Consider the following 20,348-nt stretch of genomic DNA (forward strand, 5'->3'; position numbering starts at 1 on the left):
GGATAACCCTTCCATTCAACTGCGCAGACCCGGCGCTTCCTGGCCGGTGCGCGCCACATACTCCGTGTAACCGCCGCCGTATTGATGGATGCCCTCCGCCGTCAGCTCCAGCACCCTGTTGGACAGCGCGGCGAGGAAGCGGCGGTCGTGCGAGACGAACAGCATCGTGCCCTCGAAGTTCGACAGTGCCGTGATGAGCATTTCCTTGGTCGCCATGTCCAGATGGTTGGTCGGCTCGTCCAGCACCAGGAAGTTCGGCGGGTCGTAAAGCATTTTTGCCATGACGAGGCGGGCCTTTTCGCCGCCTGAAAGCACCCGGCATCTTTTCTCAACGTCGTCGCCGGAGAAGCCGAAGCTGCCGGCGAGCGCACGCAGCGAGCCTTGCCCGGCCAGCGGGAACGCGTCTTCCAACGACTGGAACACGGTGCGCTCGCCATCCAGGAGGTCCATGGCGTGCTGGGCGAAATAGCCCATCTTCACGCTGCCGCCGAGCGTCACGCTGCCGTCGTCGGGCTCGGCTGAGCCCGCCACCAGTTTGAGCAGCGTGGACTTGCCGGCACCGTTGACGCCCATCACGCACCAGCGCTCGCGTCGGCGAATCTGGAAATCGAGTCCCTCATAGATGCGCCTTTTGCCATAGCTTTTGTGCACGTTCTTGAGGCTCGCCACGTCCTCCCCGGAGCGCGGCGCCGGCGGGAAATCGAAATCGACCGTCTGCCGTCGCCTCGGCGGCTCGACCCGATCGATCTTTTCGAGCTTCTTGACCCGGCTCTGCACCTGCGCCGCGTGCGAGGCGCGCGCCTTGAAGCGCTCGATGAACTTGATCTCCTTGGCCAGCATGGCCTGCTGGCGATCGAACTGGGCCTGCTGCTGCTTCTCGTTCAGCGCGCGTTGCTGCTCGTAGAATTCGTAATTGCCCGAATAGGCGGTGAGCTCGCCGCCATCGATCTCCAGCACCTTGGTGACGATGCGGTTCATGAATTCGCGGTCATGCGAGGTCATCAGCAGCGCGCCGTCATAGGCTTTGAGGAATTGCTCCAGCCAGATCAGGCTCTCGAGGTCGAGGTGGTTGCTCGGCTCGTCCAGCAGCATGACGTCGGGGCGCATCAAGAGGATGCGGGCGAGCGCGACGCGCATCTTCCAGCCGCCCGACAACGCGCCGACGTCGCCGTCCATCATCTCCTGGCTGAAGCTCAAGCCGGCCAGCACTTCGCGGGCGCGGCCCTCGAGCGCATAGCCGTCCAATTCCTCGAACCGCGCCTGCACCTCGCCGTAGCGCGCGATGATGTCGTCCATGTCATCGGCACGTTCCGGATCCGCCATGGCGGCCTCCAGCTCTTTCAGCTCGGCCGCGACGATGCTGACCGGGCCGGCGCCGTCCATCACCTCGGCCACCGCGCTGCGGCCCGACATCTCGCCGACATCCTGGCTGAAGTAACCGATGGTCACGCCGCGATCGACGGAAACCTGGCCCTCGTCGGGGAGGTCCTGGCCCGTGATCATCCGGAACAGCGTCGTCTTGCCGGACCCGTTCGGGCCGACGAGTCCGATCTTTTCGCCCCTCTGGAGCGCCGCGGAGGCTTCGATGAAGAGGATCTGATGGCCGTTCTGTTTGCTGATGCTGTCGAGACGAATCATGGGCTACGCGGGCGGGAGGAGAATTTGGCTCGCGCCGCCCTTAGCGCATGTGGCGTATCAGCGGAAGGGCAATGCGGCGGCGGCGATCTATTCTCCGTCCAGCGCCGCAAGCTGCTCGGCTTGTGCGATATCCTCGACCGTGTTGGCATTGAAAAACGGATCGACCGGTATCGTCGGCCAGGTGACGGTGGCGAGCTTGTAGCGCGCGGTCCAGCGGTCGATCTTGCGGATGTCTTGCTTGACCAGCGCGTGACGGAGCTCGTCGCGCAAGGCGACGCTCCATAGCCCGATCACGGGATGGGTTTGGCCGCCGGAGGCGGCGACCGCAAGCTCGGCCTTCTGTTCCTCGCGCGCGGCCGCGAGCCGCGTCACCAAGTCGCGCGGCAGGAACGGGCAATCCGCGGCCGCGCTCAGCATGAACTTTACATCCGGCCGGTTGGCCGCGGCCCAATCGAGCGCGGCCAGGATGCCGGCCAGCGGCCCTGGAAAATCGGGAACGCCATCGGCGATCACCGGAAGGGCGAATGCGGCGAAGCGCGCGGGATCGCCGTTGGCATTGAGGATCAGGCCATCGCATTGCGGCTGCAGCCGCGCGATCACACGCTCCAGGATGGTGCGTCCGCCGATCCTGCGCATCGGCTTGTCGCCGCCGCCCATCCGCCGCGCCAGGCCGCCGGCGAGCAGGACGCCCGGAATGTCATTCATCGCCGCGGGCGCCCTTGCGCCGGTGGCGCGCGGACTCCTCTTCGACGTAATCGAGGTTCTGGTCGTAGACGATGCGCTCCTCGCCCGACAGCGCGATGAAGCGCTTGCCGCGCGTGCGGCCGATCAGCGTCAGCCCGACCTGCCGCGCCAGTTCCACGCCCCAGGCCGTGAAGCCGGAGCGCGAGACCAGGATCGGAATCCCCATCCGCACCGTCTTGATCACCATTTCCGAGGTCAGGCGTCCCGTGGTGTAGAGGATCTTGTCGCCGGCGTCGACGCCATGGCGGAACATCCAACCTGCGATCTTGTCCACTGCATTGTGCCGGCCGACATCCTCGGTGTAGCAAATGGGCGTGCCCTCCTCGCACAGCACGCAGCCATGGATCGCGCCGGCCTCGAGGTAGAGCGAGGGCATGGTATTGATGGTCTGCGTCATCTGATAAAGCCAGGAGGTGCGCAGCTCCGCTTTCGGCAGCGCCACGCTCTCCACCGCCTCCAGGAGATCGCCGAACGCGGTGCCCTGCGCGCAGCCGGAGGTCTGGGTGCGCTTCTTCAGCTTCTGTTCGAAATTGGTGTGATGCGCGGTGCGCACCACCACGACCTGGAGATCGTCGTCATATTCAACCTCGGTGACGACGTCGTCGTATTTCAGCATGTTCTGATTGAGCAGATAGCCCAGCGCCAGATATTCGGGGTAATCGCCGATCGTCATCATGGTGACGATCTCCTGGGCATTGAGGTAGAGCGTCAGCGGCCGTTCCATCGGCACTTTGGTTTCGATCCTGGCCCCGGTCTGGTCGATGCCTTCGACGGCTTGCGTCAGCCGCGGATCGTCCGGATTGGGCAGGATAAGAGGAACGGGCTGCTTTTTGTCGATCTTCATCATGGCCATCAGCTTAGCATGACAAGGCCTGCATACCGATATAATGCTGGTTGGAGAGGAGCAAAATGCGTCTCAATCGTCGTTGCTGTGCATGTTCACTAATTCGCTGATCGAATGGTTTGAGTCTGGGCGGCGGCGAAGTCCTTTGGGGTCTTGCCGCCGAGGGCCTGATGAGGTCTGAAGTTGTTGTAGTAGATCAGGTACTCGAACAGTTCATTGGCGAAGTGCTCAAGGTTATCGAAGGTGGCGCCCTCGATGACGTCATCGTCCAGGGTTCGCCAGAACCGCTCGACCTTGCCATTGGTCTGCGGCCGGTAGGGCCTGGTGTAGCGGTGCTTGATGCCGAGCTCGATCAGCATGGCTTCGAAGGGGTGCTCCTCCGGTTTATTGCGGGAGGCGAACTCGGCCCCGTTATCAGAGAGGATCTCGGCGAACTGGACCCCATAGGTGACGCTCAGGGTGTTGATCATCTTCAGGGCCTTGAACATGACCGGCAGCGCCTTTTTCGAGGTCAGGACTTCGGCCCAGGCCAGGCGTGAGCAACTGTCGAGCAGGCTGATGATGAAGGCAGGGCTTGGCGGCGGCACCAGGAACATGTCGCGCGGCAGTTGGTGCAGGTCAATATGGCCGAGTTCCCCGATCTTGTCCTTGATAATGCGGCGTTTCTCCTCACGCATCGCCGGGGTGCGGCGGTTCAGCTCGTGGCGCTTTAGGACGCGATAGATGGTCGATGGCGAGGGTACCGTATCGCGCTGTTCACGCAAGGCGGCATGGATCTCGTAGCGGTTCATGCCGCGCTTGCGGCAGGCGACGATCTCCGCCTCAATGCCTTCCGGCTGGCGGCGTTCGCGCCATTTCGGCCCGCGGCGCTGCGGCAGCAGGTCGGCCTCCGCGCCGCTGCGCAGGTAGCGGTTATAGTACTTCCGGAACGTCTGCGAGCACGTGCCGTGGTGGCGGTAGAAATCCCCGACCCGCCGGAATGTCGCCGATCGCCCCGCTTTCACTTCCTCATACTCTGCGATCAAGAACCGCCACTTCTGAATGTAATTCCGTTCAATCGTCCGGTCGAAGCTGTTGTCGCGCATCGAATCCCCCCTGCGGGCTGGATTCGATCAGCGAATTAGTGAACATGCACAGTTGCGAGCCAACGGATCCTCGCGAAGCGCGGCCCCGGTGAGGCGCCCCGGAATGACGGAGCATGATGGAGAGCGTTGGTTCCCGAAGGCGGAATGGGATTGAAGGTAACATGAAAGTCATCGGACTCGCGGGCTGGAGCGGCGCCGGCAAGACGACCTTGCTGACGCGCGTGATTCCGCTGTTCCGCCAGCAGGGCCTGCGCGTCTCCGTGATCAAGCACGCCCATCACAAGTTCGATGTCGACGTGCCGGGCAAGGATTCCTGGCGCCACCGCGAGGCCGGCGCCGAGGAGGTGCTGGTATCGTCGGGCAACCGTTGGGCCTTGATGCATGAGCTGCGCGGAGCGCCCGAGCCGCGACTGCCGGAGCTCTTGAAGAAGATGAGCCGCGTCGATCTCGTCGTCATCGAGGGCTACAAGGCCGAGCCGCATCGCAAGATTGAGGTGCATCGCGCCGCCAACGGCAAGCCGTTTCTGTTCCCTGACGATCCCGGCATCGTCGGTATCGCCAGCGACGTCGCCGTTGAAACCCGGCTGCCGGTGGCGCATCTCGACGATATCCCCGCGATCGCCGCGCTGATACGGCGGTCGGCTGTTACGATCGAAGAGCTGCTGGCGATGAGCACGGTGGCGGGGTAAACGCATGATCGTGCTAGACCGAAATGGGCTCCTATCTTTGCCCGTCATCCTGAGGCGCGAGCGGAGCGAGCCTCGAAGGATGACGGTCGGACAGGGGCATCCGCTTCAGTCCAAAGCCATAACAATCTAGAGGCAGCATGGCGCAATTGTCCGACGATTGCTTTGCCTTCGGCGGACCGATGATGTCGGTCGACGAAGCGGTTGCCATCATCGCCGCGCGGGTCGCGGCGGTGCGCGATGTCGAGACCGTTGCGCTTGCTCAGGCCGATGGCCGCATTCTCGCGCACGATCTCGCCGCGCCCTTGCCCCTGCCGCCCTTCACCAATTCCGCCGTCGACGGCTATGCCGTGCGGAGCGGCGAGCTGCCGCGCGAGCAAGCGCTCGCATTTCCGCTCGCCGGGCGGGTTCAGGCCGGCAGCACGGCGCAGCCGGCAAAAGCCGGGCACGCGGTGCGGATCTTCACCGGCGCGCCGATGCCCGAAGGCACCGACACGGTGTTCATGCAGGAAGACGTGCGAATTGACGAAGCCGGACGTGTGGTGCTGCCGCCAGGCTTAAAGCCCGGCGCCAATGTGCGCCCCTCCGGCGAAGACATTCCGCGAGGTCACGTCGCGTTGAAGGCCGGCCGGCGCTTGCGCCCGCAGGATGTCGCGCTCGCCGCCGCCTTCGGGCTGACCCGGCTGGAGGTGGTCCGGCCGCTTCGCGTCGCGGTGTTCTCCACCGGCGACGAACTCGCCTCGCCTGGCGAGCCGCGCGCCGCGGCGCAGCTCTTCGACTCCAACCGCTTCATGCTGATGGCGATGCTCAAGCGCCTCGGCTGCGCGGTCAGCGATCTTGGCATCCTGCGCGACGAGCGCATCTCGCTCGCAAACGGCCTTAAGCAGGTGGCCGCCAGCCACGATCTCCTCCTCACCACCGGCGGCGTCTCGACCGGCGAAGAGGATCACGTCAAGGCGGCCGTCGAGAGCGTGGGCAAGCTGGTGCTGTGGCGCATGGCGATCAAGCCCGGGCGCCCGGTGGCGATGGGCATCATCGACGGCACGCCGTTGATCGGCCTGCCTGGCAATCCCGTGGCAAGCTTTGTCACCTTCGTTCACGTGGTGCGGCCGACGGTGCTCGCGCTGATGGGCGCGCCCGCGGCGCCACCGGTCCCGATGCCGGTGCGCGCCGCCTTCACCTACAAGAAGAAGATCGGCCGCCGCGAATATGTCCGCGGTTTCCTGCGCAGGGGCGGGGATGGCGCGCTCGAGGCGATCAAGTTTCCACGCGAGGGTGCGGGCCTGCTGTCGTCGCTGGTGGAGACCGACGGCCTGATCGAACTCGGCGAGACCGTGACAAAGGTCGAGCCCGGCGACGTCGTCGGCTTTCTCGGCTACGCGGATCTGATCGGCTAGATCATGATCTGAAGCGTTGACCGCCACCGATCGCCTCGCCATCTTGCACGCATGACCACGACAAAGCTCGACCTGTCCGGCCTGAAATGCCCGTTGCCTGCGCTGAAGACGCGCAAGGCGCTGAAATCCGTGAAGGCGGGCGATTGCCTCGAAGTCCACTGCACCGATCCGCTCGCGGTGATCGACATCCCGAACCTGATCCGCGAAACCGGCGACAAGGTCGAGATCACCGAACGCACGCAGGAGCGGATCGTGTTTCTGATCGAGAAGTTGGACGGCGGCGCAAAGCCGGATCCGACCGCGCCTGCGGGTTAAGACGCGATCGCTTTGCATCAGGCTTTCAGTTGTTCCGTCATCCCTGAGGTGCTCGCGAAAGCGAGCCTCGAAGGATGAACGGCCCCGCTGCTGGATCCGGGCTGTCGCCCTTCGAGGCCGCCGCGGAGCCTGTCATCGGGCCGTGCTTCGCGCGGACCCGTTGGCGCCGGCACCTTGAGGGTGACGGTTGACATATGCGCCAGCTTCAAGGTCGTTCTCGGGTTAAGCCCGCGCTGCCTTGTGCTCCTCATGCGCCGCCTGCCAGACCTCGCGCGCGGCGTCGGCGTTCATGATGGCGATGCCGCAGCCGACGATGAGATCGGGCCAGGCCGAGCGCCAGAGACAGGCGGTGATCGCGCCGGCGGCGATGATCGCGATATTGGCGATCGCATCGTTGCGCGCCGAGAGAAACGCGGCTTTGGTCAGGCTGCCGCTGTGATGACGGAATTTCGCGAGCATCAGCGCGCAGGAGAGGTTCACCGCGAGCGCCCCAAGCCCGGCGAGCGTCAGCGGAATGGGCGCCGGGGCTACCGGCGACGTCAATTTCTGCCACGCGGTCCAGAGCCCGGCCAGTGCCGGCGCCAGCAGGATGAGCGCGAGCAGCATCGCGAGGCGTGCCCGCGCCGCCGGGCTCCAGCCCAGCGCGAACGCGATCAGGAAATTCACGGAGGCGTCCTCGAGAAAGTCGACACTATCGGCAAACAGCGAGACCGAACCGATGGCAAGCCCGACGGCGAACTCGATGCCGAAATAGGCGCAGTTGAGCAGCGCGACTATGATCACTGTTCGGCGCAATGCCTGATCATCTCGCGCCATCGCGGGCTCTTGCATCGTTCATTCCCATTCTCTGTAACGTCTCGTCCTGCTTGCAAGCCTCATGCAACGGAAGCTATTGCGCGATTGTGCCGATTCCACTAACGTTTTCGGCAACATGAAGGGGATGGGGTTCCCCCGACAACCGCCGCAAGGCTGATGACTCCTACCAGGCGCTGTCCGCGTCGGTAGGAGCGTGTCCAAAACTCCTCCACGGTCGGCAACTGGTGAATAGGACGCGCCGCAGGGCTCCGGTTCTGGGCGAAAGGCTTCGTGCGTGCAGGCCGGCAATGGAAGGCGTGAGAGATGATATGCGTTGTAGGGTGGGTTGAGCGAAGCGAAACCCACCGCATCCACATCGGCAAGAACGGTAGGTTTCGCTTGCGCTCAACCCACCCTACGGGATTGATGCGTCGTGAAGCAGCGTGGGCAAAGCAGTTTGCGCGCCGTAGCTCGAAGAGCGGAGGCGGAAGCGTGCCCACCATTCGCAACGGCAATTGTCGTGACGGGCACGGCTGCACCTTTGCCGGCCCTACAGAATTGATGCGTAGAATCGCGACTGGCTTGGGAATTGCCGAGTGGCTTATGTTTGCTCAGAGCACCGCCGTCGAACACCGAGCCACGCTTGCTCGGCCTGAAAGGACCATTTCCATATCATGAGCGGATTGATCAGCGTCGCCTTGGGGAGCGTGCTCGGCGCGATGGCGCGCTATTTCGTGTCGGGCTTCGTCGCAAGGCGCATCGGCGAAACGTTTCCCTGGGGCACTCTGCTGATCAATGTCAGCGGCGCCTTTGTGATCGGCATCTTCGGTGGGCTCGCGCGCGACCCGGCGTCGGCGCTTGCCATGCCCAATCCATGGCTGTTCGCGGTGACGGGCTTTCTCGGGGCCTACACGACCGTGTCTTCCTTCAGCCTGCAGACGCTGGCGCTCGCACGCGACGGGGAGCAAGCCCGCGCGGCGGGTTATGTGATCGTCTCATTGGCACTGGGACTTTCGGCCGCGGCGCTCGGTTTTGCTCTGGTGGATGCATTGAAATGAAGCGGAAACCGGACGCGATGACCGGCAGCAAGGCGCCCTCGACCGCGCGGAACACGGCGATGTTGTATGCATATGTCGCGGCCGGTGGCGTGCTGGGCAGCCTCGCGCGCTATCTTGCATCGCTTGTCATCCCGCTGACGTCGGGATTTCCCTGGCCGACGCTGTTCGTGAACATCACAGGCTCGTTCATCATCGGCTTCTACAGCACGCTGACCGGACCGGACGGCCGGCTGTTCGTGAGCGCCCGCCAGCGGCAGTTTGTGATGACCGGGTTTTGCGGTGGCTACACCACGTTCTCATCCTTCAGCCTGGAAACCGTCAGGCTGCTGCAGGCTGGCGCGGAACGGACGGCCTTGATCTATATCGCGGTGTCCGTCGTGACCTGGCTTGTCGCCGTCTGGCTCGGATCCATGCTGGCGGGCCGCCTCAATCGTTTGAAAGGGAGTTGACAATGCAGATGCCAAAACAGGCGGTGTTGCTTCGGATCTTTATCGGCGAAAACGACCGGTTTGGCGGCTCGCCGCTTTACGAGGCGATCGTGCTGAAAGCGCGCGAGATGCATCTCGCGGGCGCGACGGTCCTGCGGGGACCAATGGGCTTTGGCGCCTCCAGCCGCCTGCACACCACGAAGATCCTGCGCCTCTCGGAAGACCTGCCGCTGGTGATCGAGATCGTCGATGCCGAGGACAAGATCAACGCCTTCCTGCCGACGCTCGACGGTATGATGTCGAGCGGCCTCGTTACGCTGGAGAAGGTGCAGGTGCTGCAATACGGGACGAAGGCCGCGAGTTGATCGCCTCACAGCGATAGTCATTTCCGCGTTCGCGCTGATAGCTCCGCCCGGAATGACGGCGGAGCTCGTTGATTTGCCCGACGGGTGCGCGCCCTAGGATCCTGTCAATCCGGACGCACAAAAATATTTCTGTTTTTCAGAAACTAGAATCAGTCGTATCGTTCACCCATCCCGCCTCGATTGCAGAGGGGCGTTTCGCGATCGTCACGAACGCGAGGCGGGGATGCGATGGCCGCGAATGTAGCGAAGGCGAACGATGCAAACGCGGACGGCGAAGTCGTGTGGTCCTGGCGCCCCAAGGCTGGCGCTAAGTTTCGCGAGGATGCGCAAGCGCATCGCGCGGGCAACGGTGACAACAAAGTCTGGCTCACCGGGGAGAGCGCGGAGTAAGCCGTAAAACCACTCGCGCAGGGAAGGCCGGTGTGATTCCGCCTTACCTGTGGTTACTCCCGTGTGCATTTCTTTGCGCATTATCGCACACGGGGCCGCGGGTGCGGCGGGCACTCGGTCTTCCCTGCGCCCTCTGCTAGCAAGAGGGACAAGGCTTTGGCACAACTCGGGCGCATCGCGCGGCGAGAATGCATGATGATGCCCTCGATTGGAAAATCAAATCGCCCGATTGAAAAGCTTGATTGTTTTCGGCGCATGTTGCAACTGCGGAATCTGCCCGGTCAAATCGCAATGCCCGGTATATGCAGCGCAAGCGCCGAGCTGTGGCTGGGCGGCTCGCTACCTTTTATCTAGCGACAGCGAGGTGAGCCTTGCTCCAATCGAATTGACACCGCGCGGCAGGGAAGGTTGATTCGCGCCTTCGATACCCGCGATCCTGCGTCTATCCAAACGCGAAGGTCGCGCGGGCCAAACGGCGGGCAAATGGGCGCGCCGGCATAAGGCGATTGAACAGGTGTTAGGCTCTGGAGTGCGCTTTCTGATCCCGGCGCATCTCAAGGATCGTGCGAAGCAGCAAGCGCAGGCTCGCATCCGCGCAGGAGCTGAGGACGGGGATCGTGGGCAGACACCCTTCTGGGGGCACTGTTAGGGGAGGAATGAATGGCAACTGCTGAAACTGCCGGCACCGTGTCCGGCGCCGGCGCGGGAATCCTTGATCGCGAGCACACGATCGCCAAGGCGGGCTTCAACCGCTGGCTGGTGCCGCCCGCGGCGCTGTGCATCCATCTTTGCATCGGCATGGCCTACGGCTTTTCGGTGTTCTGGCTGCCGCTGTCGCGCGCGATCGGCATCACCCAGAGCAAGGCCTGTGCCGACATGTCGCTGTGGCAGGAGCTGTTCACCACCACCTGCGACTGGCGCGTCGCCAGCATGGGCTGGATGTTCACGCTGTTCTTCGTGCTGCTCGGCGTCTCCGCCGCGATCTGGGGCGGCTGGCTCGAGCGCGTCGGCCCGCGCAAGGCGGGCGTCGTCGCCGCGCTGTGCTGGGGCGGCGGCCTCATCATCGCGGCGCTCGGCGTCTATGTGCATCAGCTCTGGATCATGTGGCTGGGCGCCGGCGTGATCGGCGGCGTCGGCCTCGGGCTCGGCTACATCTCGCCGGTGTCGACCCTGATCAAGTGGTTTCCGGATCGCCGCGGCATGGCGACCGGCATGGCGATCATGGGGTTCGGCGGCGGCGCCATGATCGGCGCGCCGCTGGCGGACTTGCTGATGAACTATTTCAAGACCCCGACCTCGGTCGGCGTCTGGGAGACCTTCGTCACCATGGGCGTGATCTATTTCGTGTTCATGATGATCGGCGCCTTCGCCTATCGCGTGACGCCGTCGGGCTGGCAGCCGGACGGCTGGACGCCGCCGAGCGAAAAGAAGTCGATGATCACCGAGCACCACGTGCATCTCGACAACGCGCACAAGACGCCGCAGTTCTGGCTGATCTGGTGGGTGCTGTGCTTGAACGTCTCCGCCGGCATCGGCGTGATCGGCATGGCCTCGCCGATGCTGCAGGAGATCTTCGCCGGCAAGCTGATCGGGCACCCCGAGCTCGCCTTCGGCCAGCTCTCGGTCGAGCAGAAGACGATGATCGCGGGAATCGCCGCCGGCTTTGCCGGGCTATTGTCGCTGTTCAACATCGGCGGCCGCTTCTTCTGGGCCTCGCTGTCGGACTATATCGGCCGCAAGAACACCTACTACACCTTCTTCATTCTCGGCATCGTGCTCTATGCCTCGGCGCCGACCTTCGCGACCATGGGCTCGAAACTTCTGTTCGTGCTCGCCTTCTGCATCATCCTGTCGATGTATGGCGGCGGCTTCTCCACCGTGCCGGCCTATCTCGCCGACATGTTCGGCACCCAGTTCGTGGGCGCCATCCACGGCCGGCTGCTGACGGCGTGGTCCACGGCCGGCATCATCGGCCCGGTGGTGGTGAACTATATCCGCGAGTTCCAGCTCGCCGCCGGCGTGCCGCGCGACCAGCTCTATAACTCGACGATGTATGTCCTCTGCGCGATGCTGGTCGCGGGCCTCATCTGCAACTATCTCGTCAAGCCGGTGAACCCGAAATGGTACATGCGCGCCGACGAGGTGGCGAAGCTGCAGGCGGCCAGCGCGCAAAAGGAGGCCGCGGTCCAGCACGGCTCGTTCGGCATCGGCAAGGGCGGCCTCGACGTCAAGGCCGCGCTGTTCTGGGCCTTCGTCGGCATCCCGCTGGCCTGGGGCGTTTACCGGACACTGCTGAGCGCGGCCAAGATCTTCTGACCGCCATTCTGATCAGTGGCTTTGCCTGACGGAGGGACGCGCGGGAAGCGCGCGTCCCTCCGATCTAAAGATCAAAAAATCATTTCAGGAGGGAATTCATGCTTCGCATCATCGGTTGCGTCGTGGCGATCCTGATCTTGACCGTTCATCTTCAAACCACGTCCGCCCAGACCGCCACGCCACCAGCGGCCAGCAGCGAGGCCAAGCCCTCGAAGATGAAGCTGACGGTCCAAAAGCTGAGGGCGATGAAGGCCAAATGGAACACCAACAAGCCCAAGCTCGCCGCCTGCCGCAAGGAGGTGAAGGCCAAGGGACTTGCCGGCGACGACCGTTGGTTCTACATCGCCGACTGCATGGAAAAGACTTGAAGGGCCCGGCGCGGGCCCTCGTCCAAAAGGGGCATGGCAGGGACCCTCTCCGCCCCTTAAATCATTATTTGGACATCGTAATTTCCTCTTGGCATCTGGCATGCCAGAGGTTAGAGTCGTTCTAAACAGACGTGAGGGAACGAGACACATTCATGAGTCATGACGTCCATCAGGTTCGCTCGTTCGAGCATCCGGGTCAGGGGCGGAAACGCGCGAAGGCGACGCCGAAGGGACGCCAGGTCGATCCGGTTGCCGCCCATGAAATCGAGCAATTACTCGGCGATCGCCCGCGGCGGCGCGATCTTCTGATCGAGCACCTGCACCTGATCCAGGACACCTACAAGCAGATTTCCGCGGCCCATCTCGCGGCGCTCGCGGAAGCGATGCGGCTATCCTTTGCCGAAGTGTTCGAGACCGCGACCTTCTACGCGCATTTCGACGTGGTGAAGGAGGGGGAACCAAACATTCCGCCGCTGACCATCCGCGTCTGCGACTCCCTGACCTGCGCCATGCTGGGCGGCGAACAATTGCTGCAGGACCTGCAGAGCAAATCAGGGCCGGGCATCCGCGTGGTGCGTGCGCCGTGCGTCGGCCGCTGCGATACGGCCCCTGCGGCCGAGGTCGGCCACAACTTCGTCGATCATGCCAGCGTCGAAGGCGTCCTCGCGGCCGCGAAAGCCGGCGAGACCCATGCGCATCTGCCGAAATACATCGGCTACGAGGCCTATGTCGCGGATGGCGGCTACAAGCTGCTGCAGCGGCTGCGCGCGGGCGAATTGTCCAAGGAAGATGTGCTGAAGCACCTCGATGATGCGAGCCTGCGCGGCCTTGGCGGCGCGGGGTTCCCCACCGGACGCAAATGGCGCGCCGTGCTCGGCGAGCCGGGACCGCGACTCATGGCGATCAACGGCGATGAGGGCGAGCCCGGAACGTTCAAGGACCGCTACTATCTCGAGCGCGATCCGCACCGCTTCCTCGAGGGCACCCTGATCGGCGCACATATCGTCGAGGCCAGCGACGTCTACATCTACATCCGTGACGAATATCCGGCCTGTCGCGACATCCTCGACCGCGAGATCGCGAAGCTGCCGCCGGGCGGACCGGTCCTGCATTTGCGGCGCGGCGCCGGAGCCTACATCTGCGGCGAGGAATCCTCCCTGCTCGAGAGCATCGAGGGCAAGCGCGGCTTGCCGCGGCACAAGCCGCCCTATCCGTTCCAGGTCGGCCTGTTCGGTCTGCCGACATTGATCAACAATGTCGAGACGCTGTGGTGGGTGCGCGACATCGTCGAGAAAGGCGCCGACTGGTGGAAGAGCCACGGCCGCAACGGCCGACAAGGCCTGCGCAGCTATTCGGTTTCCGGCCGGGTCAAAAATCCCGGCGTGAAGCTCGCACCATCAGGCATTACGGTACGTGAACTGATCGACGAGTTCTGCGGCGGCATGGCCGACGGCCATACGTTTTACGCTTATCTGCCGGGCGGGGCCTCCGGCGGCATCCTTCCCGCGTCGATGGACGACATCCCGCTCGATTTCGGCACGCTGGAGAAATACGGCTGCTTCATCGGTTCGGCGGCAATCGTCATCCTCTCGCAGCACGACAGCGTGAGGACGGCCGCGCTCAACCTGATGCGCTTCTTCGAGGATGAGAGTTGCGGCCAGTGTACGCCCTGCCGCGTCGGAACCCAGAAAGCGGCGCAGCTCATGGAGCGGCCGGTCTGGAACCGGCAATTGCTCGAAGAATTGAGCCAGGCGATGCGGGATGCATCGATTTGCGGGCTGGGCCAAGCGGCCTCCAATCCGCTTACTTCGGTCATCAAATACTTCGCGGACGAGTTCAAGGACGCAGCGGAATGACGAAAATCCAGTTCGAGCTCGACGGCAAACAGGTCGAAGCGAAGCCCGGCGAGACCATCTGGCAGGTTGCCAAGCGCGAGGGCCAGGAAATCCCGCACCTCTGCTATTCGCCGGCACCGGACTATCGTCCCGACGGCAATTGCCGCGCCTGCATGGTCGAGATCGAAGGCGAGCGCGTGCTCGCCGCCTCCTGCAAGCGCACGCCGACGGTCGGCATGAAGGTGAAGACCGCGAGCTCCCGCGCGGTTGCGGCGCAGAAGATGGTGATGGAGCTCCTGGTCGCGGACCAGCCCGCGCGCGAGACCTCGCACGATCCGGATTCAAAATTCTGGCACTGGGCCGAGAAGGTCGGCGTCACCGAAAGCCGCTTTCCCGGGGCCGAGCGCTGGCAGCCCGATGCCAGCCATTCGGCAATGCGCGTCAATCTTGACGCCTGCATCCAGTGCGGCCTGTGCGTGCGCGCCTGCCGCGAGGTTCAGGTCAACGACGTCATCGGCATGGCCTATCGCAACCACGGCGCCAAGGTCGTGTTCGACTTCGACGATCCGATGGGCGAATCCACCTGCGTTGCTTGCGGCGAATGCGTGCAGGCCTGCCCGACCGGCGCTTTGATGCCGGCGGTGATGCTGGATGAAAAACAGACCCGCGTCGTCTATCCCGATCGCAAGGTCGATTCGCTCTGTCCCTATTGCGGCGTCGGCTGTCAGGTGACCTACAACGTCAAGGACGACAAGGTGATTTATGCCGAGGGCCGCGACGGCCCGGCCAATCACAATCGCCTTTGCGTCAAGGGGCGCTTCGGCTTCGACTACATCCATCACCCGCATCGCCTGACCAAGCCGCTCGTGCGGATGCCGAATGCGAAAAAGGATGCCAACGACCAGGTCGATCCCGCCAATCCCTTCACCCATTTCCGTGAAGCGAGCTGGGAGGAGGCGCTCGACATCGCCGCGAAAGGCCTGGTCAAGATCCGAGACGAGAGGGGGCCGAAGGCGCTTGCCGGCTTCGGCTCGGCCAAGGGCTCGAATGAAGAGGCCTATCTTTTCCAGAAGCTGGTGCGCACTGGCTTTGGCTCCAACAACGTCGACCACTGCACGCGTCTGTGCCACGCCTCTTCGGTGGCTGCACTCACCGAGGGCTTGAACTCGGGCGCGGTCTCGGCGCCGTTCTCCGCGGCGCTCGAAGCCGAAGTGATCATCGTCATCGGCGCCAATCCGACGGTGAACCACCCGGTCGCGGCGACCTTCATCAAGAACGCCGCCAAACGCGGCGCCAAGCTGATCGTGATGGATCCTCGCCGGCAAACGTTGTCGCGGCATGCCTACAAGCATCTCGCCTTCAAGCCGGGCAGCGACGTCGCGCTTCTGAACGCGATGATCAACACCATCATCACCGAGGGCCTGACCGACGAGCAATATATCGCGGGCTATACCGAAGGCTTTGAGGAGCTGAAGGCCAAGATCAAGGATTTCACGCCGGAGAAGATGGCGCCGATCTGTGGCATTCCGGCCGAGACCCTGCGGGAGGTGGCGCGGCTGTATGCGCGCTCGCGTGCGTCCATCATCTTCTGGGGCATGGGTATCAGCCAACATGTGCACGGCACCGACAATGCGCGCTGCCTGATTGCGCTTGCGCTGATCACCGGTCAGGTCGGTCGTCCCGGTACCGGCCTGCATCCGCTGCGCGGCCAGAACAACGTGCAGGGCGCGTCCGACGCCGGTCTCATTCCGATGTTCCTGCCTGACTATCAGCCGGTCGGCCGCGCCGATCTGCGCGGCGCGTTCGAGAAGCTGTGGCAGCAGGATCTCGATCCGGTGCGCGGGCTCACCGTGGTCGAGATCATGAACGCGATCCACGCCGGTGAAATCCGGGGCATGTATATCGAGGGCGAGAATCCCGCGATGTCCGACCCCGACCTGCAGCATGCGCGCGAGGCATTGGCAAAGCTGGAGCATCTGGTGGTGCAGGATCTCTTCGTGACCGAGACGGCATTTCATGCCGACGTTATCCTGCCGGCCTCGGCCTTTGCGGAGAAAGCGGGCACCTTCACCAACACCGACCGCCGCGTGCAGCTCGCGCGCGAGGTGATCAAGCCGCCGGGCGATGCGCGGCAGGATCTCTGGATCATCCAGGAGATCGCGCGGCGCATGGGACTGCCCTGGAATTACAATGGCCCGGCCGATGTCTACGCGGAGATGGCGCAGTTGATGCCCTCGCTCGACAACATTAGCTGGGAGCGCTTGGTGCGCGAAGGCGCGGTGACCTATCCGGCCGACGATCCGCAGAAGCCCGGCAACGAGATCATCTTCACGACCGGTTTCCCCACCGAAAGCGGGCGCGGCAAGATCGTGCCGGCGCATGTGCGGCCGCCGGACGAATTGCCCGACGACGAATATCCGATGGTGCTGTCGACGGGCCGTGTGCTCGAACATTGGCACACCGGCGCCATGACGCGGCGGGCCAGCGTGCTCGATGAGATCGAGCCCGAGGCGGTCGCGTTCATGTCGCCGAAGGACATGCGGCGGATGCAGCTCTCGCCCGGTGACTTCATTCGGCTGGAAACGCGCCGCGGCGCAGTGGAAGTGAAAGTGCGTGCCGACAACGACGTGCCGCAGAACATGGTGTTCATGCCATTCTGTTACGCCGAGGCGGCGGCCAACCTGCTGACCAACCCGGCGCTGGATCCGTTCGGAAAAATTCCCGAGTTCAAGTTCTGCGCGGTGCGGGTCGAACCGGTCGAGATACGCACTGCGGCGGAGTAGGGCGCGCCGAACCCGCCCGGTTACAGACCGGGTGGTCGGCTTGCGGTGTCGCCGACATCGCGATCCCGCTTTGGACGGCTCCGGCGCGCCGCGATCGGGGCGGGCCCCTCGGCGACCTGGCCGGGATCGAGGGTCCTGGCGGTCGTCAACAGGAGCAGAAACAGGGCACGTTCGCCCTGATATTTAGCCTCGGGGCGGCTGATCTCCGAGGCGCCCATGATGGTCTTGCCGGACGAGTCGCAGACCCGCCATTCCCATCGCGCCCGCCCGCGCTTTGTAAGGAGCACTTCCAACATCACTCATTGAGTATCATCTCGGGTCATTTGGTTTCGCGTTACGTCGGTAAAATTTTTTTAAATAATTCGGGAATAAGTCGCCCCTCCCACCCAAACGCGGAGCGCGTGACCGCGGCGCGGCAGCGCGAATTTGCAAGCGGTGGTCGGCGCCTAAAGTGCACCAAAACCAAAGCGCGAAAAATAGATCGCCGTCTTCAGCGCGATGATTCCGCCAAGCGCCGCTGACGCAAATAGCAAGGCCGGCACGCAACTGCAGAAGCGCTTGACAATGGGCAGGTGCGCGATCGCGATGCGCATCAGCGAGGCCAAATCCGTGGCCAACGGATTGCCGCGATTCTCGAATCGAGTTCGCCGGGATGATCGTTCACGCGGCGTGCTGCACTTGTGCATGGCCGATCGGGCAGGCGTGTTGCGGACCCGGAGAGAGAATGTCGATTTCAACATCGCGCGGCAGCTCCACGATCGCTTCCGGATGATGGCCGTTCTCGAACAGCGCATATTTGATGGCTTGCGCGCGGTTGATGAACAGGCCGCCGAAGAGGCCGTGCTGTTCACAAGCGACCCATTCGCCGCGGCGATTCCTGCCGATGAGGACGAGCGTAGATGCAGCAGAGCTGCAGGAGGGAGGTTCGAAGAGCTTCACGTTGTTAGTCCTTCCAAATGTCATGATGACCATGCCCCACTGCAGCCGGCCGCCTGGCACATCATCAATTTCCCCCGATGTTCGAAGGCGCTCGGCCGCAGTCACGCTTGACTCGCGCATGCCCAATATCTCTCCCGCAAGGTATGAATTCGAGAGAGGCGGAACGCCGATCGCATAAGCGTTGCATAAGAGCCCGGCGTCGGACCGAGGCTGAATCTTTATAAGATTCCTATAACGTGGCCGATGCTCCCGTCTCGAAAACATATGCGCGGAATGGCACCTCACGGGCCGGCGACACCGGTAGGCGCGTCGTCACGACACGGGCCGCTGTCAGATCTCAGCCCAGAGCTGATTCATCTAAGCTGTGCGTCCCGGGGAAGAGCAGATCATTGCGCACCGAGTTGCGCAACAAGGAGCAAGCCATGATGGATGTCCTGATGTTGGCGCTGGCGCTGTTATTCTTCGCCGCCGCGATTGGCTACACCTATGCCTGCGAGCGGCTGTAACGGAGCAAGCCATGATACTCGACTATTCGCTCGCCGGCCTCGTCTCGCTCGGCCTGTTGATCTACCTGACCTACGCCCTACTGCGGCCCGAGCGGTTCTGATCCGCCGGTCCTGAAAGCGCGTCTCCTCAAAGGCTCACTCCTATGACCGTCATCGGTTGGCTTCAAATTATCCTTTATTGCGTCATCGTCGTCGCGCTCGTCAAACCACTCGGCTGGTACATGGCGCGGGTCTTCAACGGCGAGCGCACCCTCCTGTCGCCGGTCTTGCGTCCCGTGGAGGCAGGTATCTACTGGATCGGCGGCGTCGATGAGAGGCGCGAGCAGCATTGGCTGAACTATACGGCCGCCATGCTGCTCTTTCATGTCGGCGGCTTCCTCATCATTTATGGGCTGATGCGGCTGCAGGCATTGCTGCCGTTCAATCCGGCCGGTCAGTCCGCTGTTGCCGAGGACCTGTCGTTCAATACGGCGATCAGCTTCGTCACCAACACCAACTGGCAGAACTATGGTGGAGAAAGCACGCTTTCCTACCTGACGCAGATGGTCGGCCTGACGCATCAGAACTTCCTGTCCGCGGCTACCGGCATCGTGCTCGCGGTCGCGTTGATCCGCGGCTTTGCACGTGCCTCGATGCGCACGGTCGGCAATTTCTGGGTCGACGTCACCCGCTGCACGCTCTATGTGCTGTTGCCGATCTGCATCGTCTACACGCTCTTCCTGGTCTGGCAGGGCATGCCGCAGACACTCGGCGATTACGTCGAAGCCACCACATTGGAAGGCGCGAAGCAGACCATTGCGGTCGGCCCGGTTGCCTCGCAGGTCGCGATCAAGATGCTGGGCACCAATGGTGGCGGCTTCTTCAATGCCAATGCCGCGCATCCTTTCGAAAATCCCACGGCGCTCTCCAACTTCGTGCAGATGATTTCGATCTTTGCGATCGGCGCCGCGCTGACGAACGTGTTCGGGCGCATGGTCGGCAACCAGCGCCAGGGCTGGGCGATTTTGATCGTGATGGGCGTGCTGTTCCTGGCCGGTGTGATCGTCACCTACTGGGCGGAAGCCAACGGCACCACCATGCTTTCGTCGCTGGGGCTCACCGGCGGCAACATGGAAGGAAAGGAAGTCCGCTTCGGCATCGTCGCGTCTTCGCTGTTTGCAGTGGTCACCACCGCTGCCTCCTGCGGTGCGGTTAACGCCATGCATGATAGCTTCACTGCGCTCGGCGGCATGATCCCGCTGATCAACATTCAGCTTGGTGAGATCGTCGTCGGCGGCGTCGGCGCGGGCATGTACGGCATGCTGCTGTTCGTCGTGCTCGCGATCTTCGTCGCCGGCCTCATGGTCGGCCGCACGCCTGAATATGTCGGCAAGAAGATCGAGGCGCGTGAGGTCAAGATGGCAATGCTCGCCATTTTGGTGCTGCCCTTGATGATCCTGGGCTGGACCGCTGTGGCCGTGGTGCTGCCGGGACCGGTGGCCGCAATGACCAATGCGGGCCCACACGGCTTCTCCGAAGCGCTCTATGCCTATACCTCGCAGACCGGCAACAACGGCTCGGCCTTCGCCGGGCTTGGCGGCAACACCCCATTCTACAACCTCACCGGCGCTGTTGCGATGTTCGTCGGCCGTTTCTTCATGATCATCCCCGCGATGGCGATCGCGGGCTCATTGGCCGGCAAGAAATCGATTCCGCCGTCGATGGGGACCTTCCCAACCACTGGCGGCCTGTTCGTGGGTCTCGTCGTCGGCGTGATCCTGATCATGGGCGGCCTCACCTTCTTCCCGGCGCTCGCGCTCGGGCCAATCGTCGAACACCTCGCGATGACCGCGGGCGCGCTGTTCTGAGCGAGCGCA

General features: G+C 63.4%; 20 protein-coding genes and 1 riboswitch. Of the genes, 12 read left to right on the forward strand and 8 right to left on the reverse strand.

Annotation, left to right across the window (positions count from 1 at the left end; genetic code table 11):
* Positions 1 to 15: 15 nt before the first annotated feature.
* The 4 genes from P6U23_RS06210 to P6U23_RS06225 all read right to left on the reverse strand — a co-directional run bounded on the left by P6U23_RS06210 (position 16) and on the right by P6U23_RS06225 (position 4,311).
* On the reverse strand, positions 16 to 1,638 hold the full coding sequence (locus tag P6U23_RS06210) for an ABC-F family ATP-binding cassette domain-containing protein (protein ID WP_407178691.1): 1,623 nt from the start codon (positions 1,636 to 1,638) through the stop codon (positions 16 to 18).
* 87 nt (positions 1,639 to 1,725) lie between these two features.
* The gene (gene mobA / locus P6U23_RS06215; protein ID WP_407178692.1) at positions 1,726 to 2,343 is read right to left on the reverse strand and encodes a molybdenum cofactor guanylyltransferase MobA; all 618 of its coding nucleotides are present in this window, start codon (positions 2,341 to 2,343) and stop codon (positions 1,726 to 1,728) included.
* Positions 2,336 to 3,229 carry a formate dehydrogenase accessory sulfurtransferase FdhD gene (locus P6U23_RS06220; protein ID WP_407178693.1) on the reverse strand — a complete coding sequence of 298 codons (894 nt, stop codon included), beginning with the start codon at positions 3,227 to 3,229 and terminating at the stop codon, positions 2,336 to 2,338. Before P6U23_RS06220 ends, mobA begins: the two co-directional genes overlap by 8 nt.
* Positions 3,230 to 3,324: 95 nt before the next feature.
* Entirely contained in the window at positions 3,325 to 4,311 is a 987-nt protein-coding gene (locus P6U23_RS06225) for an integrase core domain-containing protein (RefSeq protein WP_407176980.1), read from the reverse strand.
* 161 nt (positions 4,312 to 4,472) lie between these two features.
* On the opposite strand from P6U23_RS06225, the gene mobB reads away from it, so the two are divergent.
* The 3 genes from mobB to P6U23_RS06240 all read left to right on the forward strand — a co-directional run bounded on the left by mobB (position 4,473) and on the right by P6U23_RS06240 (position 6,709).
* Positions 4,473 to 5,000 (forward strand): molybdopterin-guanine dinucleotide biosynthesis protein B, encoded by a 528-nt coding sequence (gene mobB / locus P6U23_RS06230; RefSeq protein WP_407178694.1) that lies wholly within the window; start codon positions 4,473 to 4,475, stop codon positions 4,998 to 5,000.
* A gap of 137 nt (positions 5,001 to 5,137) precedes the next feature.
* Positions 5,138 to 6,394: a gephyrin-like molybdotransferase Glp gene (gene glp, locus P6U23_RS06235; protein ID WP_407178695.1), complete on the forward strand. Its 1,257-nt coding sequence runs from the start codon at positions 5,138 to 5,140 to the stop codon at positions 6,392 to 6,394.
* A 51-nt stretch (positions 6,395 to 6,445) separates the two neighbouring features.
* Positions 6,446 to 6,709: a sulfurtransferase TusA family protein gene (locus tag P6U23_RS06240; protein WP_407178696.1), complete on the forward strand. Its 264-nt coding sequence runs from the start codon at positions 6,446 to 6,448 to the stop codon at positions 6,707 to 6,709.
* Between the two features lie 222 nt (positions 6,710 to 6,931).
* Here P6U23_RS06240 and P6U23_RS06245 read toward each other — a convergent pair whose 3' ends face one another.
* Positions 6,932 to 7,540: a cation transporter gene (locus P6U23_RS06245; RefSeq protein WP_407178697.1), complete on the reverse strand. Its 609-nt coding sequence runs from the start codon at positions 7,538 to 7,540 to the stop codon at positions 6,932 to 6,934.
* Between the two features lie 96 nt (positions 7,541 to 7,636).
* Positions 7,637 to 7,698, forward strand: a riboswitch (Fluoride riboswitch).
* A gap of 480 nt (positions 7,699 to 8,178) precedes the next feature.
* Here P6U23_RS06245 and crcB (P6U23_RS06250) point away from each other — a divergent pair.
* The 7 genes from crcB (P6U23_RS06250) to fdhF all read left to right on the forward strand — a co-directional run bounded on the left by crcB (P6U23_RS06250) (position 8,179) and on the right by fdhF (position 17,047).
* On the forward strand, positions 8,179 to 8,562 hold the full coding sequence (crcB, locus tag P6U23_RS06250; protein WP_407178698.1) for a fluoride efflux transporter CrcB: 384 nt from the start codon (positions 8,179 to 8,181) through the stop codon (positions 8,560 to 8,562).
* Positions 8,559 to 9,011, forward strand: coding sequence for a fluoride efflux transporter CrcB (gene crcB / locus P6U23_RS06255; RefSeq protein WP_407178699.1), 453 nt, complete (start codon positions 8,559 to 8,561; stop codon positions 9,009 to 9,011). The genes crcB (P6U23_RS06250) and crcB (P6U23_RS06255) overlap by 4 nt, the downstream gene beginning before the upstream one ends.
* Before the next feature lie 2 nt (positions 9,012 to 9,013).
* Complete coding sequence (locus P6U23_RS06260; RefSeq protein ID WP_407178700.1) at positions 9,014 to 9,355, forward strand: DUF190 domain-containing protein; 342 nt, start codon at positions 9,014 to 9,016, stop codon at positions 9,353 to 9,355.
* A gap of 1,050 nt (positions 9,356 to 10,405) precedes the next feature.
* Complete coding sequence (locus P6U23_RS06265) at positions 10,406 to 12,061, forward strand: OFA family MFS transporter (RefSeq protein WP_407178701.1); 1,656 nt, start codon at positions 10,406 to 10,408, stop codon at positions 12,059 to 12,061.
* Between the two features lie 98 nt (positions 12,062 to 12,159).
* On the forward strand, positions 12,160 to 12,429 hold the full coding sequence (locus tag P6U23_RS06270; protein WP_407178702.1) for a hypothetical protein: 270 nt from the start codon (positions 12,160 to 12,162) through the stop codon (positions 12,427 to 12,429).
* Between the two features lie 152 nt (positions 12,430 to 12,581).
* Positions 12,582 to 14,285 carry an NADH-ubiquinone oxidoreductase-F iron-sulfur binding region domain-containing protein gene (locus tag P6U23_RS06275; RefSeq protein WP_407178703.1) on the forward strand — a complete coding sequence of 568 codons (1,704 nt, stop codon included), beginning with the start codon at positions 12,582 to 12,584 and terminating at the stop codon, positions 14,283 to 14,285.
* Positions 14,282 to 17,047, forward strand: coding sequence for a formate dehydrogenase subunit alpha (gene fdhF, locus P6U23_RS06280; protein ID WP_407178704.1), 2,766 nt, complete (start codon positions 14,282 to 14,284; stop codon positions 17,045 to 17,047). Before P6U23_RS06275 ends, fdhF begins: the two co-directional genes overlap by 4 nt.
* 20 nt (positions 17,048 to 17,067) lie before the next feature.
* On the opposite strand, the gene P6U23_RS06285 is transcribed toward fdhF, so the two are convergent.
* The 3 genes from P6U23_RS06285 to P6U23_RS06295 form a co-directional block, all read right to left on the reverse strand.
* Positions 17,068 to 17,343 (reverse strand): hypothetical protein, encoded by a 276-nt coding sequence (locus P6U23_RS06285; RefSeq protein ID WP_407178705.1) that lies wholly within the window; start codon positions 17,341 to 17,343, stop codon positions 17,068 to 17,070.
* 150 nt (positions 17,344 to 17,493) lie between these two features.
* The gene (locus tag P6U23_RS06290; RefSeq protein ID WP_407178706.1) at positions 17,494 to 17,640 is read right to left on the reverse strand and encodes a hypothetical protein; all 147 of its coding nucleotides are present in this window, start codon (positions 17,638 to 17,640) and stop codon (positions 17,494 to 17,496) included.
* A gap of 67 nt (positions 17,641 to 17,707) precedes the next feature.
* Entirely contained in the window at positions 17,708 to 17,986 is a 279-nt protein-coding gene (locus P6U23_RS06295) for a hypothetical protein (protein WP_407181348.1), read from the reverse strand.
* A gap of 517 nt (positions 17,987 to 18,503) precedes the next feature.
* Between P6U23_RS06295 and P6U23_RS06300 the strand changes: the two genes are divergently transcribed.
* Positions 18,504 to 18,593: a K(+)-transporting ATPase subunit F gene (locus P6U23_RS06300; protein ID WP_407178707.1), complete on the forward strand. Its 90-nt coding sequence runs from the start codon at positions 18,504 to 18,506 to the stop codon at positions 18,591 to 18,593.
* Positions 18,594 to 18,635: 42 nt separating this feature from the next.
* Positions 18,636 to 20,339, forward strand: coding sequence for a potassium-transporting ATPase subunit KdpA (gene kdpA / locus P6U23_RS06305; protein WP_407178708.1), 1,704 nt, complete (start codon positions 18,636 to 18,638; stop codon positions 20,337 to 20,339).
* Positions 20,340 to 20,348: the final 9 nt, after the last annotated feature.

The organism is Bradyrhizobium sp. STM 3562, from assembly GCF_045571435.1.
Taxonomy (GTDB): Bacteria; Pseudomonadota; Alphaproteobacteria; order Rhizobiales; family Xanthobacteraceae; genus Bradyrhizobium.